We start from the raw sequence: 14,455 nt of genomic DNA, 5'->3' as shown, positions 1-14,455 counted from the left end.
AAAAAAAATAGAAACTAAAATGAAATATTGGACAAAAGCTAATATTCCGCAAAGAAATGAAGGCTTAGCAGTAATAACAGGCAGTACAGAAGGTGTCGGTTTTGAAGATGCATTAGCCTTATCTTCCGCAGGATGGAATGTTATAATGATGGGACGTAACGCTCAAAAAGGAACTGAGTCAATTGCTAAAATTCATAAGATAAACCCAAAGGCAGAAGTGATTTTTGAAAAAATAGACCTTGCAAATCTATCATCAATCAAAGATTTTGCTTGGCGAATGACTTCAAAGGGGCAAGCTATCGATCTTTTAATAAATAATGCTGGTGTAATGACACCTCCAAAGAGGCTTGAAACTAAAGATGGCTTTGAATTACAGTTTGGTACAAACCATATAGGCCACTTTGCTTTAACTGCTCAACTACTTCCATTATTACGTAAATCATTACATCCCCGCGTGGTTACTGTTTCGAGTATAGCAAATCGTGAAGGAATAATCAATTTTGATGACCTGCAGTCAAAATCTTCGTATGCTCCAATGAAAGCATACAGTCAGGCAAAGCTTGCGAACTTAATGTTTGCTTTAGAACTTCAAAGACAAAGTGAGAAGCACGGTTGGGGTATAATGAGTATAGCCGCCCACCCTGGTGTTTCCCGAACAAATCTCCTTATCACTGGTGCAGGGCGATGGAGTTCATCTGGAATCATGAGAACCTTTTTTCCATTTTTATTTCAACCAGCTGCACAAGGAGCTTTGCCAACCTTATATGCAGCAACATCTTCAGAAGCCAAAGGAGGCTTATACTATGGGCCAAACAAAATGAGTGAAACTCGTGGTTTTCCTACACTTGCAAAAATACCCACCCAAGCTGAAGATATAGATGTGTCTTTAAAATTATGGGAAGTATCACAAAAATTAGCAAAGGTTGAATTTTATTGATAACGGTACAAACTTCAAACAATAATATAAGAGTTCATTCTATTTATCAATTCAATTATTGAAAGAAAAAACAAATACGCTTTTATCTAAAAAATAGTCAAACAAATGGAACTAAAAAATAGCACAATCCTTATTACAGGAGGCACAAGTGGCATAGGCTTAGAGTTTGTCAGTCAGTTAAATAAACTTGGAGCCCATATAATCGTAACAGGTCGCAACCTTGAGGCATTAAACGACATCAAGAAATGGTTTTCTAATATTCACATAGTTCAAAGTGATGTAAGTAGTTCAAAAGATATTGAAAAACTCTATAACGATGTCACAAAGCAATTCCCTGATTTAAATATTATTATCAACTGTGCAGGTGTCATGCGTCAAATTGATTTATATGATAATGCACTAGATATTGATAACATTACGCAAGAAATCAATACTAATCTATCGGGAACAATCCAAATGGTACATAAATTTTTGCCGCATTTAATGAAGCAAAAATCAGCAGCTATCATTAATGTGTCTTCGGCAATCGCTTTTATGAGTTATTCAATTGCCCCAGTTTATAGTGCTTCGAAAGCAGGTGTTCATTCTTATACTAAAGCGTTACGATTACAATTAAAAAAAACAAATGTTAAAGTATTTGAAGTCCTACCTCCAGGAGTAAAAACCAATCTTCAAAATGGTTGGAAAGTGCCTCCTCCTGAAGGAAGAATGATGGATGCAGATAAAGCGGTATCAGATACTATAAAAGACATTTTAAAAAACAAGCTTGAAATCACTCCGGGTTTAGCTAGTATAGTAAAATTACTTTCCAGAATCGCTCCTAACTATATTGAAAAAAATGTGGGGCATAAAGAATTTGAAAAATTGGTTGCACTAAAAAATTAATAAAAATGGAAAATAACAATAACAATGATAGCCTACCAAGATTTTGGTTTGCTTTATCAAACATGATACCGCCAATAGGGTTCTTCCTATACTTCAGGCATAAAAGTCAATTCCCTAAAAAGGCTCGTAGAGCATTAATAGCTGCATTAACAGGAATTCCTATTGCATTGGCTGCTGGATATATTATGAATAATTATATTCTAAAGTAGTTACAAAAAATCTAATCATTAAAATGAAATTAAAATGAAAAAATTATTTTTTATAGCTTTAATGCTATTTATATCGGTTGCAACTTTTGCTCAAAAAATTTCTAAAGACTTAATAGTTGGTGTATGGCAATCCGAAGAATATAAAATTGAATTTTTCAAATCAGGAGATACTTATTCTGCTAAATTATTATGGTCAACGGATTTATTTGAAGCAGACGGTAAAACATCAAAAAAAGATAATAAGAATCCCGATGAAAAATTAAAAAGCCGACCTAGACAAGGTATTACACATATTACAGAACTTAAGTTTAAGGATGGGGAGTTTGTGGATGGTAAATTATACAGCGTAAATGACGGGAACACCTATAGTTTTAAAGGAAAGTTAAAAAACATTAATAACTTGGAAACCAGAGGATATAAAGGAGTTCCAATGTTCGGAAAAACTGTAAATTGGACGCGTGTAAAACAATAGTATCATTTGACACAACTGAAAATGAAAAAGAAGACTAAAACAAAACTCAATGAGCAAAATCAATGGCTCTACGGCAGGCAAAGAACATCTCTTTTAATTACGCTTTTGTTAGTGAGTATCGTTAGTCAGATTGACCGAGTGTTACCTTTTATTTTAGCAGAATCAATAAAAACGGATCTTAAATTATCTGATACTCAAATTGGTCTAATCACGGGTCTGGCTTTCACAGTGTGCTATGCACTAGCTGCTTTACCTCTTGCTAGAATTTCAGATAAGGGCTGGGCTCGAAAAGTTTTGCTTTGGTCGGTTATATTTTGGAGTATCATGACGGGTTTGGGAGGTTTAGCTGTTGGATTCGTAACACTTACGTTTTCTAGAATTGGAGTAGCTTTAGGTGAAGCTGGTGGTACACCTGCAAGTCATGCCATAATTGCTCAAAGAATACCTGAAAATTTTAGAGGTCGTGCCATCGCTATTTTTTCTATGGGTATTCCATTAGGAACAATGTTAGGGTTTGCTGTTGGGGGTTGGGCAAGTGACAGTATTGGTTGGCGAAATGCCTTATTTGGAGCAGGTGTTTTAGGATTGATAGTGGTCATCTTTGTACTTTCTTTCATTAGAAAACAAGAGGTTTTTAAACAAAAAGCGAAAACGGAGGAAAACTTTATAAAAGCAAGTCGTGAGTTATTTTCTAAACCGGCATTTAAGTGGCTATTTATGGCAGCTATTTTAATGGGATTATCTTCTGCACCATTCTATATTTTTACATCTCCTTTTCTTATCAGGACCTTTGGGTTAACTGCTGGAGAAGTTGGACTTAGTTTTGGGCTTCTTCAAGGTATAATGGGAATAGTAGGAACACTTTTTGGCGGTAGAATGTTTGACAGAATTGCAGGTAATGGCTACAAAGGTTTAATGAATCCTCCAGCAACAATTTTCATTATTGCTTCCATTACAACATCAATAGCTCTTTTCATGCCAAACAGCTGGATGTCCATTTTGTTATTAATCCCGGGAATGTTTTCGTTTGCTTTTATGATGCCGTTTGCTTTTGGCGCAGGTCATTTAGTTGCTGGTCCAAAAAAACAAGCATTTTCCATAAGCTTGTTAATGTTAGGCTCAGGGTTAATAGGAGCCACAATTTCACCTTTTTTGGTGGGAGCAATCAGTGATTTTGCATCGGCATCTCATGTTGATAGTGGCTTGCAAATGGGATTACTTTTAGTACCATTATTTAGTTTTCAACTAGGTATAGTGGGGTTTATAGTAAGTAGAAAAATAAGTTCATTTTTAAAGAACAACAATTGATATAACAAACCTAAATAATAAAACATGATCAGTAAAATAATAAGTAGTATTCTAATAGTAGTAACAGTCGTCCTACAATTAAAACATTTCTGGGATGGTTTGCACCTGGATAAATCACCCGAAGCACTTAAAATGTTAGCCGAATTAAACATTAACAGAAGTTATATGCCTTACTTTGGAATAGCAACAATTCTTGTGGCTATATTCGTGTTGTTTCCCAAAACGTTTTTTATAGGGAATTTATTAAATGCCCTTACAATAGTTATGATTATGGCACTGGCCTTAAGGGCTGATAACTATAAAATTGCATTAATGGAAATACCATTTCTATTAATTCCATTAGTGTTAATATGGTTAAAACATCCACTCAAAAGTTAATTAATTTAGTATCAAAAATTAACGAATCATTTTAAAAAGTCAATGTAATTTATTGAGATAAAATTTCGTTTACAATAAAATAAAATCGACATGGAAAAAAATCAAATTATCCGAATAAAATCAATAACAGAAGGTCATCGCTTAGCAAATCTACCAAAACCAAAACACCCACTAATTAGTATTATTGAAAGTGGTACTATTCAAGGGAAATCAGATATTAGTATCACTATGGATTTCTACATGATTTCGCTTAAAACAGATTGCAATAATTTACAATATGGTCAACAATCTTATGACTTTGATGAAGGTATGATGGCTTTTATTGCTCCAAATCAAGTCCTAACAGGCCGTAACCATTCAAAAGATCACACCCCAAAAGGTTGGATCATGTTTATTCATCCAGATTTCTTGTGGAATACACCTTTAGCTAAAAAGATAAAGCAATATGAATTTTTTGGCTATGCAACAAATGAAGCTTTATTTGTATCTGATAAAGAAAAAAGCATTATTTATGATATTGTAAAGAATATAGAAAACGAATACAATTCTAACATTGATAAATTTAGCCAAGATATTATTATTTCTCATCTTGAAACATTACTGAATTATTCAGAACGATTTTACCAACGTCAATTTATTACACGAAAAATAACAAATAATAAGTTATTAAACCGATTAGAAGATATATTGTCAGATTATTTTAATGATGACGATTTGCTTTCCAAAGGTTTGCCAACCGTTCAATATATTGCTGATAATCTCAACATATCTGCTAAATATTTAGGAAGTATGCTAAAACAATTTACAGGCCTATCAACCCAACAGCATATCCATGAAAAATTAATAGATAAGGCCAAAGAAAAACTATCAATAACCGAACTCTCTGTTAGTGAAATTGCTTATAGTCTTGGCTTTGAACATCCACAGTCATTCAGTAAATTGTTCAAAGCAAAAACCAATCAAAGCCCTTTAGAGTTTAGACAGGCTTTCAATTAGCAGATAATAAATTTTACTTTTTTTTAATTATTTGTTTTTTAAATTGATTGAGAAATGCTGGTTGTTTCTCTCATTCCAGCATTTTATCAAATAAAATTACCAAACAACCCTTATGTCCTCTTAAGATTAGATTAATAGCTAATCAAGTTACTGCCATGCCTATCAGTTAGATAGGCTGGCTGTAATTAAAACAATCCCAACCAGATAATTAAGTGATTGTTATAAATTACAAAATTTGTTGACTCTGCTTTAAAAAGATCATGATATAATACTGAAATAAAAAAGAATTGAACTCAAAAATAAATCTACTGCTAGCAAATCTTAACGAACAAATCAATTTCATTGATTTAGAAATCGATCACCAAATTAAGAAATGTGAAAAAGCTATAGAAGTTATTTTAACTTCCATTACAAATCTCAAAAAATTGGTTTTAAAAAACAACTTCAAATCTGATTTAGAAGAAATACTTTTTTTCAAAGAATTAAAACCCCAATTTACTTCAAAATTGATTTATTATAATGTAATTTTTAAAATCGAAATGAAAAAGCCAAATGGTGGAAGTCGTATTTTAAAGAAATATTATAATAATGAACTTATTAAATTAAAAGCTTTTTTTGATAATGAACTAGAATTCTATAAATACTATCGTTCTGGAAGTACTTATTTAGATTACAAGTATTTTTTAAGGGGGAAATTTGATATAAAAATGTCATTAGATAGTTACTATTTTGAGACAGATAGAAACTTCTCTACATCACACGATTTCAAAGTAGCTAAAATATTAGCAAACGATTTAATTCAATTATATTTAGAAAACCAATTAATTATGATTGATAACAAGGATACTTCCGAAAAATCACAACGCAAACCGAACATAAAAATGGCTTGGACATGCTCCAAAGTCGCCCTTATTGAATTGATATATGCATTGCATGCAGAAGGAGTTTTCAATAATGGTGCTGCCGATTTAAAAGATATCGCTGAATATTTCGAGCATATTTTTGAAATTGATTTAGGGCAATACCGTCGTGCATTCCTTGAAATTAGGGCTAGAAAGACCGATAAAACTAAATTTATTACCGCATTAAACGAAGTCTTATTAAAGAGAATGGAAAACTCAGATGAGACAATTTAGATAAAAATCGTTCACAACATGAACCCCGTTGTGAAAGAAAACAAATCAATCTTCACAAATTTGTATTGCCGATTAATATTCAAAATTGCCTTCAAGAAATTGAGTTTTTTTTTCTTTATTCAATAAAGAAAAATTAAGCATAGCCCCGCTACGTTTTATTTTTATTTTGAAGAAGAAAGGAAAAAAGAGCTATTTATTAAGGTCATTTTGGGTGTTAATCTGTAAAATATAACAATCTAAAACATCAGTTATGGCAGTACAAGTTATCACTCTCGAAGACCTCAACGAATTCCGTAGTCTTCTTTTAAATGATTTAAAAGAAATCATTCAATCCAAACCGCAACAATCAAAACAGTGGCTTAAATCCAAAGAAGTCAGAAAACTGTTAAACATTTCTCCAGGTACTTTACAAAATTTACGAATCAACGGTACACTAACTTATACCAAAGTTGGTGGTATCATGTATTACGATAATTCAGACATCGAAAAGCTACTAAATGGGAACAAAGTAAACGCCTTCCCTACCCTTTTCAAATAAACCGTCATTGCGAGAGCTTGCACAGAGCGTAGCCGAAGTGAAGCAATCTTTTGAAATATTGCTATGTCATTCCGAGCTTGCCTGCACTGAGCTTGTCGAAGTGTCGAGGAATCGTATTATTCGTAATTTTTAATTCGTAATTTTCATGAACTACATCAAACACCTAACCGGTTTCTTCATTCGCATAGCCTCTGAAGAAACCATGTACCCAACACATATTAGTCTGTACCTAGCATTGTTCCAAAGTTGGAACGTCAATCGATTCAAAAATCCAATTTCTATTTCTCGTGATGAAATGATGAAATCCAGTCGTATAGCTTCTAAAGCAACTTATCATAAATGTATTAAAGAATTACAAAGCATGGGTTTTATTGACTATTTACCATCATACAATCCCTATTCAGGTTCAGAAGTAATTATTCATGACCTATCAGATAGAAAAGCTGTTTTTAAAAATCAAACCAGTTCAATTATTGACCAAACCCAACCAATAAATAACCAAGCAAATAGTAACGATACTGAACAAGTTAATGAACCCAATATATATAATAATACAAAAACATCTAAAAACAATAAAAACATATCTATAGACACCAATGTTAAAATTTTTAATAATGATGAATTTTTAAACACAGCTCAAAAAGAAATGCCTCTTGCATTCGCCAATACCAATGAAAAAAAAATAAAAGATAATTGGCAAAAAAAAAGTTCCGCGAAAAAAAAAGAAAAGAACATTATTCCAATTGTTATTGAAAATCCAAGTTTAGAACAAGTCAAAGAATATTTCAAACAAGAAGAATATTCAGAATTTGAAGCCGAACGATTTTATAATTATTACACCAGCAATGGTTGGCTCATAGGTGGAAAAACAAAAATGATAGACTGGAATGCAGCAGCTCGTAATTGGATGTTAAACACAGCCAAATTCACTATAAATCTTCCACAAAACACTCAAGTAAAAGAACAACCAAGAGCAAAACACCTCCAAGTTACAGAAAATAAAAACTATGCAGAACCACTATAGTCATTGCGAGGCACGAAGCAATCTCAACTGTCATGCTGAGCTTGTCGAAGCATCTAATACCTAAAAGCCAATAAAATGAGCTCTCAATACAACTATCCAGAAATCCTAACATGGTTAGAGAAAAAAGCGAAACAAGATTATGGTGCAAGTTTTCATTTTATCAGTGATGACATGGAGAACATTACAAAGCTTGTGGCTTACTTTTTAAAAGATGAGGTAACAGCAAGTCAATTTGGTTTAGACCTAACCAAAGGAATACTACTTTCTGGACCAGTAGGTTCTGGTAAAACATCATTAATGACAATAATGAAATACATAACCCAAAAAGAAAACAAATTCTACATGAGAACTTGTCGCGATATCAGTTTTGAATTCATAAAAGAAGGTTACGAAATAATCCATCGATACAGTCGCGGAAGCTATTCACAATCCGAATACAAAAACTATTGCTTTGACGATTTAGGAGTAGAAAGTAATTTAAAGTACTATGGAAATGAATGCAATGTTATGGCAGAAATAATTCTTTCAAGATACGATCTATTCATCTCAAGAAAAGTTATAACTCATATTACCACCAATCTATCAGCTTCAGAAATAGAAGCCATGTACGGCAACCGAGTTCGCTCAAGATTACGAGCCATGCTGAACCTCATCGCATTTGATAAAACCACCCAAGACAAACGCTAATCAGTCATTGCGAGGAACGAAGCAATCTCATCTCATTGTCATACTGAGCTTGTCGAAGTACTTTACTCTAAACAAATAAACATATAAACAAATCAACGCATCAACAATAATGTCACACTGAGCCTGTCGAAGTGCTATTTTACTATAATACATCAACAAATAAACAAATCAACGCATCAACTAATAAACACATGAGAAAAATAAACACTTTCTGGAACTGGTTCCAAGACAACAACCAAACCATCAAAAGACTAATCAACGAAACGCCAATAAAACAAAAACAAATCTGCTATTTGTTGAACAAACGATTAGGTTATTACTGCAAAGCATTAGATTTTATGATAGTCTTCCCAAAAAAAGAAAACCAAAAAACAGAACTGATCATTACAGCAAACGGAAATCCGGAATACTTCATCAAAGTAACCGATTTAATCAACAATGCACCAATACTAAAACATTGGAAATTCAAAGCATTCATCCAACCTTCAGAAAACATAGATAAAATCATAGATGGATTAGATGATCCGTATATATTCCCAGAAATAACAATCAAAACAAGCGAAATCAAATTTCTTCCATTAGATTATGATGTAAACTCCAATAAACTAGACATCATCATGTATTTAAAAAACTATCACATTCGTTGCAATACCAAAACATGGCAGCAAGTCATTTACATAATTCTTCAGGACTTACTAGGAGAAAAATCACTATACCAAAACATTAACTTTGTGCAATTAGCAAGAATGCCAAAACAATCCGAAACACTAATTGAATTATATGAATTGCAGCTTTACATAGACACTATTAATTTTAATTAAGTTTCGGCAATAAACATAATTTACTGCCGAAGTTTAATTAACATAAGTGATGATTTATAGCAGTATAATTAAGTACATCTTGTAAATACAGTTATAAAAGAGAGTAACTTATATCGCATATCGCAATATGCAATATCTACCCCAATTATTTACCAAAACAGGGATGTAAAACACAAATTAACTTTCGGCAATAAAACTATTTTACTGCCAAAGTTTAATTATAAAATAAAAAACAGTATCTTCACGGCACAAAGTAAGAAAAAGTGACAAACACAATAGAAAATACAATAGAAAGCTATTTCAAATCTAACACGCAATTGTCTAGAGAAAAACTGGTTAGTTTAATAAATAAAGACTTCCCAGACCTATCACTAGGCACAATAACTGTTTACTTATCCAAACTTAAAAAAGCAGGTATTATAAACAATCCGGCAAGAGGTGTCTACTCCATAACCGATAAGCAAATCTTCAATCCAGAAATAAACCAAAATCTAAAAAAAATATACAACAAAATCCATAAGGACTTTCCTTTCATTGAAATATGTGTGTGGAATACAAAATGGTTAAGCGACCTAATGAGACACCAACCTTTTAAAAACTTTACCATCATTGAAGTAGATAAAGAAGCAGAAGAACAAGTGTTTAATGCAGTAAGCGAATGGACTAAAAATGTGTACTTCAATCCTAATGAAGAAATATTAGAAAGATACATCAGTACAAATACAGAAGAAGTAACCATTATTAAAAATTTGGTGACAGAAGCTCCAACCATAAAAAATAATAAAATTGAGATACCAACATTAGAAAAATTATTAGTAGATATTATAATTGATAAAGAACTTTTTGCTGCACAGCAAGGGGAGCTAGATGTTATCTTCAAATCAGCATTTGATAAGTACGATATCAATAAAGCCAAAATGAAACGCTACGCCATAAGAAGAAACAAAGAAAGTGAATTAGAACGAATGATAAATTTAAGTTTAGCTAAATAAGCCGCTTATATCATAGTATAAACAGATGATTAACAACGAAACGCATACAATAGATTGGATTCGTAACTTAAAAAGCAAGTTAGGAAAACGCATCGATCCCAAATTAATCGAAAAGGTTATTTGGGCATTGATTCTATTGGAACAGTTAAAGATAAATGGGTTAAACTTCACATTCAAAGGCGGTACAGCATTATTATTAGCAACCGAAAAACCAAAACGATTCTCAATAGATATCGACATAATTACTGAACATTCGGAAAAAGAAATAATAGCAGTTTTGCAAAAAATTAAAGACGATAAAGTTTTTTTGGACTGGGAAGATGATAACAACCGTAAACATACTCCAGATGTACCAATCGGTCATTTCAAAACCTATTACAAAAGTATAGTGGATGGAAATATCGAGCCTATTTTATTAGACCTGCTCTACACAGCAAATCCATATCCAGAGATTCAAGAAGTGGATATAAAGCATCCTTGGCTGTCAACTTCAGGAAAAGAAACCAGAATTACAATGCCAACGTTTGATGCTATATTGGGCGACAAATTAACAGCATTTGCTCCAAAAACAACAGGAATATTATACAGCAAAAACCGTCCGGTAGAAATCATAAAACAGTTATATGATATTGCATTTCTATTCGATAATATCAATGATATAGAAGTCGTAAAAGCAAGTTATAATAAAGTAGTTCAAGAAGAAATTGGTTTCCGAAAATTAGGCAATACAGCTAAAGACGTTTTACAAGATACATGGCAAGCATGTTACACATTAGCCGAACGCGATACAAAATCAGAAGAATTTAACCATCTGCAATTAGGTATACGCAATTTTGCCAACTTCACAATAGACAGATTTAGTATTGATGAGGCAATTACAGCAGCTGCTAAAGTCGCTTATCTAACCAAGATAATACAAGCCGATGAAGAGATTAAAATCGAAAGGTTTAAAAATCCATTAGAAATAAAAGACTGGATAATTGAAGACCAACAATACAACAAACTAAACAAATTAAAAAAGAACAACCCAGAAGCTTTTTATTACTGGGTTAAAGCTTTCTAATAAAATAACAGGATGATTAACATTAAATATCAAACCGATAAAGGTAAAATTATTGAAGGAAATTCAATAGAGCTTTTAAGTGGTAAAATGAAAGAAGAACTTCAAGGAAAAATAAATTTAATTATTACTTCACCTCCTTTTCCATTGAATAATAAAAAGCAATATGGAAATGAAAAAGGAGAAGAATATCTAAAATGGTTTGTTGATATGGCTCCAATATTTTCAGATTTGCTAACTGAAGACGGGTCTCTAGTCATTGAAATTGGAAATGCTTGGGAGCCTGAAAGACCAGTACAATCATTATTACATTTAGAATGTTTATTTGGCCTTGTAAAACATCCCGAAGCAAATTTAAGATTAATACAAGAATTTATATGTTACAATCCTTCAAAACTACCATCACCAGCCCAATGGGTTACAGTGAACAGATTAAGAACTGTAGATAGTTATACACATGTCTGGTGGATAGCTAAAAATGACTTTCCTAAAGCAGATAACAGCAAAGTACTTAGACCATATAGTAAGAGTATGAAAAGCTTATTAAAAAAGCAAAAATATAATTCAGGAAAAAGACCTTCAGAACATAATATTAGTGAGACTGGATTTTTAAAAGACAATGGTGGTAGTATAGCACATAATTTTTTTGAATTAGAACAAGTTGATGATAACAGAGAAGTAAGATTACCACATAGCGTACTTAGCTTTTCTAATACAAACTCTAATGATTACTATCTTAAAACATGTAGAGAAAAAAACATAAAACCGCATCCCGCAAGAATGTCTGGAGGCTTAGTTAATTTCTTCATAGAATTTCTTACAGATGAAGATGATTTGATTTTGGATCCATTCTCAGGAAGCAATACGACTGGGTATTGTGCGGAAAAATTAAATCGAAAATGGGTATCATTTGAAGTTAAAGAAGATTATATCGAACAAGCTTGTATTCGTTTTAGTGATCCTTTATTAAAATCACCTCTGAAAAAAATGAAAGTATGAAAACAACAGATAGAATAAAACAACTTGCATCTGTAGATCCTTTAAAACAAGGAAAACAGCCGGACCTTTTTGTAGGACATCCTTTTTCTCTTGATTATAATAAAGCTAACATTCTTGTTTGTGATGATGATAAAGAAAGAGTTAAAGGAATAGCACAAGGAACTTTTTTATTGGCATTTTATGATAATGAAGAAACTGTTGAAGAAGCAATTCTTTTAAGAGCTTTGGCACCAGCCAAGTTGCCAACAGATAGTGCAATGATAAGTTCGATGATAGAATATTACAAAGACAATTTACCTACTTCTGGTAAAAGCTCTAAATTGGATGATTTTACACGTTATGAATTTAGTTTTTCAGGATTGGAATGTCGGGTACTGGGAACATTCTATAGAAATGGAACTAATGTAGAATTTGGTGCAGACTTAGAAAATTTTTATTCTGCTCATCATTACAGCGTATATAAAGTCAATAAAGACGTTTTAGGTTATATTGTTAACCAAAGAGATTCTCCTGATATTATTCCTGGTAATGATAATGAATTTTCCATTGGACACGTACGATATAGTTCCAGTCTCAGATTTCAAAGTAAAAATGAAGAAGATAAAGCAGAAGTTTATATTCACCCAGCTGATCTTCTTGGAAAAAGAACTGCTCTTTTTGGAATGACCAGAACAGGTAAATCTAATACAGTTAAAAAAGTTATAGAGGCAACATCACAAATATCAAGTAAAGCAATATCTACATTACCTTCTAAATCTCCCAACCCTGTTGAAGAAAATCTAAAATCTTTTGATAGTAATGATGCTCCTAAGTATTCTGTAGGACAATTAATCTTTGATGTGAATGGAGAGTATGCAAATAAAAATTTACAGGATGAAGGAACTGCAATATTTGAAAAGTACAAAGCAAATACTATTAGATACAGTATTTTAGAAAAAAGCGATACAGACTTTAAAATAATGAAAGTAAATTTCTATAAGGACATTGTAACTGGTTTTAGTTATATCTGTGCTTCTTTGGAAGATGAAAAAGGAGATTATATAACAAGTCTCAAAGTTTTAGACTTTACTCCTCCACCTCTTGATAATGAACATTTTGATGAATGGACAAGATATAATAAAAATAAGGCTATATATTTCTGTTGTCTGAATAAAGCAGGTTTTAATCCTTCAACAAATTTTACTGTAAAATTTAAAGCTGATGCAACAATAAAAAAATTAGTGTCAGAAAAATACAAAGAACTAGATATTGAGAAAGGAGTTTCTTTAGATGAAGCAGAAAGCTGGTTTTTATGTGCATGGGAAAATTTAAACGATAAAGTTTTTACAGATTATAAAAGAAACAAAGGTAAAGATTGGTTTTCAGATGAAATGAAATCACTTATGATCTTTCTCACTCAAAAAAAGGATGGTCGTTCAGTAAGTGGATTTGATAAATTCAAAAAAGTAGCAAAAATGCATACTAATACAACCGATAATTCTTTTGAAGTTGATATATCTAAACATTTAAGAAAAGGGGGAATTGTAATTATTGATTTATCACAAGGTGATCCTAAACTTCAAGAAATATTTCTTGAGCGAATATCAAAAAAAATATTTTCAGACTCAATGTCTAGATTTACAGATAGCCTTCCTAACAACTTCATTCAATTTTATTTTGAAGAAGCACACAATCTCTTTCCCAAAAAAGACGATAAAGATTTAAGTCAGATATACAATAGAATTGCTAAAGAAGGGGCAAAACTAAATCTAGGAATGATTTACGCTACACAGGAAGTAAGTTCAATCAGTTCAAACATATTAAAAAATACCCAGAATTGGTTTATCGCACATCTAAATAATGAGGATGAGATAAGGGAACTCAGAAAATATTATGACTTTGATGATTTTGCGGATGCATTAATTCGTTTCAGTGCGAAAAACGATAAAGGTTTTGTGAGGATGAAAACCTACTCTAATCCTTTTATTGTGCCAGTACAGATTGATAAATTTTCAGTTTAAACCTCTTCAAAAT

The 14,455-nt window shown here is 32.0% G+C and carries 16 protein-coding genes; all 16 read left to right on the top strand.

The genetic code is table 11. The annotated features are described in order from the left end of the window. Nucleotides 1-19 precede the first annotated feature (19 nt). Entirely contained in the window at nucleotides 20-937 is a 918-nt protein-coding gene (locus CDH50_RS14210; RefSeq protein ID WP_100612958.1) for an SDR family oxidoreductase, read from the top strand. Between the two features lie 105 nt (nucleotides 938-1,042). Then, entirely contained in the window at nucleotides 1,043-1,822 is a 780-nt protein-coding gene (locus CDH50_RS14205; protein ID WP_100612957.1) for an SDR family oxidoreductase, read from the top strand. 5 nt (nucleotides 1,823-1,827) lie between these two features. After that, entirely contained in the window at nucleotides 1,828-2,031 is a 204-nt protein-coding gene (locus CDH50_RS14200; RefSeq protein WP_100612956.1) for a hypothetical protein, read from the top strand. Between the two features lie 34 nt (nucleotides 2,032-2,065). Then, nucleotides 2,066-2,503, top strand: coding sequence for a DUF2147 domain-containing protein (locus CDH50_RS14195; protein WP_100612955.1), 438 nt, complete (start codon nucleotides 2,066-2,068; stop codon nucleotides 2,501-2,503). 21 nt (nucleotides 2,504-2,524) lie between these two features. After that, nucleotides 2,525-3,811 carry an MFS transporter gene (locus CDH50_RS14190; RefSeq protein ID WP_100612954.1) on the top strand — a complete coding sequence of 429 codons (1,287 nt, stop codon included), beginning with the start codon at nucleotides 2,525-2,527 and terminating at the stop codon, nucleotides 3,809-3,811. 24 nt (nucleotides 3,812-3,835) lie between these two features. Next, complete coding sequence (locus tag CDH50_RS14185; protein ID WP_100612953.1) at nucleotides 3,836-4,189, top strand: hypothetical protein; 354 nt, start codon at nucleotides 3,836-3,838, stop codon at nucleotides 4,187-4,189. A 90-nt stretch (nucleotides 4,190-4,279) separates the two neighbouring features. After that, nucleotides 4,280-5,185 carry a helix-turn-helix domain-containing protein gene (locus CDH50_RS14180; protein WP_100612952.1) on the top strand — a complete coding sequence of 302 codons (906 nt, stop codon included), beginning with the start codon at nucleotides 4,280-4,282 and terminating at the stop codon, nucleotides 5,183-5,185. Between the two features lie 287 nt (nucleotides 5,186-5,472). Continuing rightward, nucleotides 5,473-6,321 carry an RteC domain-containing protein gene (locus tag CDH50_RS14175; protein WP_100612951.1) on the top strand — a complete coding sequence of 283 codons (849 nt, stop codon included), beginning with the start codon at nucleotides 5,473-5,475 and terminating at the stop codon, nucleotides 6,319-6,321. Between the two features lie 250 nt (nucleotides 6,322-6,571). Then, a complete protein-coding gene (locus tag CDH50_RS14170) occupies nucleotides 6,572-6,859 on the top strand; it encodes a helix-turn-helix domain-containing protein (RefSeq protein WP_100612950.1) in 288 nt (95 codons plus the stop codon). Nucleotides 6,860-7,004: 145 nt separating this feature from the next. Continuing rightward, nucleotides 7,005-7,883 (top strand): transcriptional regulator, encoded by an 879-nt coding sequence (locus tag CDH50_RS14165; protein WP_100612949.1) that lies wholly within the window; start codon nucleotides 7,005-7,007, stop codon nucleotides 7,881-7,883. A 75-nt stretch (nucleotides 7,884-7,958) separates the two neighbouring features. Next, nucleotides 7,959-8,570 carry an AAA family ATPase gene (locus tag CDH50_RS14160; RefSeq protein ID WP_100612948.1) on the top strand — a complete coding sequence of 204 codons (612 nt, stop codon included), beginning with the start codon at nucleotides 7,959-7,961 and terminating at the stop codon, nucleotides 8,568-8,570. 191 nt (nucleotides 8,571-8,761) lie between these two features. Next, on the top strand, nucleotides 8,762-9,391 hold the full coding sequence (locus CDH50_RS14155) for a hypothetical protein (RefSeq protein ID WP_100612947.1): 630 nt from the start codon (nucleotides 8,762-8,764) through the stop codon (nucleotides 9,389-9,391). Between the two features lie 263 nt (nucleotides 9,392-9,654). After that, complete coding sequence (locus CDH50_RS14150; RefSeq protein WP_100612946.1) at nucleotides 9,655-10,383, top strand: DUF6577 family protein; 729 nt, start codon at nucleotides 9,655-9,657, stop codon at nucleotides 10,381-10,383. Nucleotides 10,384-10,408: 25 nt separating this feature from the next. Continuing rightward, entirely contained in the window at nucleotides 10,409-11,446 is a 1,038-nt protein-coding gene (locus tag CDH50_RS14145) for a nucleotidyl transferase AbiEii/AbiGii toxin family protein (protein WP_100612945.1), read from the top strand. A gap of 12 nt (nucleotides 11,447-11,458) precedes the next feature. Further along, nucleotides 11,459-12,442, top strand: coding sequence for a DNA-methyltransferase (locus CDH50_RS14140; protein ID WP_100612944.1), 984 nt, complete (start codon nucleotides 11,459-11,461; stop codon nucleotides 12,440-12,442). Further along, nucleotides 12,439-14,442: an ATP-binding protein gene (locus CDH50_RS14135; RefSeq protein WP_100612943.1), complete on the top strand. Its 2,004-nt coding sequence runs from the start codon at nucleotides 12,439-12,441 to the stop codon at nucleotides 14,440-14,442. The genes CDH50_RS14140 and CDH50_RS14135 overlap by 4 nt, the downstream gene beginning before the upstream one ends. The last annotated feature ends 13 nt before the right edge of the window (nucleotides 14,443-14,455 follow it).

The sequence above is a fragment of the Confluentibacter lentus genome (assembly GCF_002806995.1).
Taxonomy (GTDB): domain Bacteria; phylum Bacteroidota; class Bacteroidia; order Flavobacteriales; family Flavobacteriaceae; genus Confluentibacter; species Confluentibacter lentus.
Note: the sequence above shows the minus strand (reverse complement) of the source record. Positions and strands in the feature narration are given on the sequence as shown.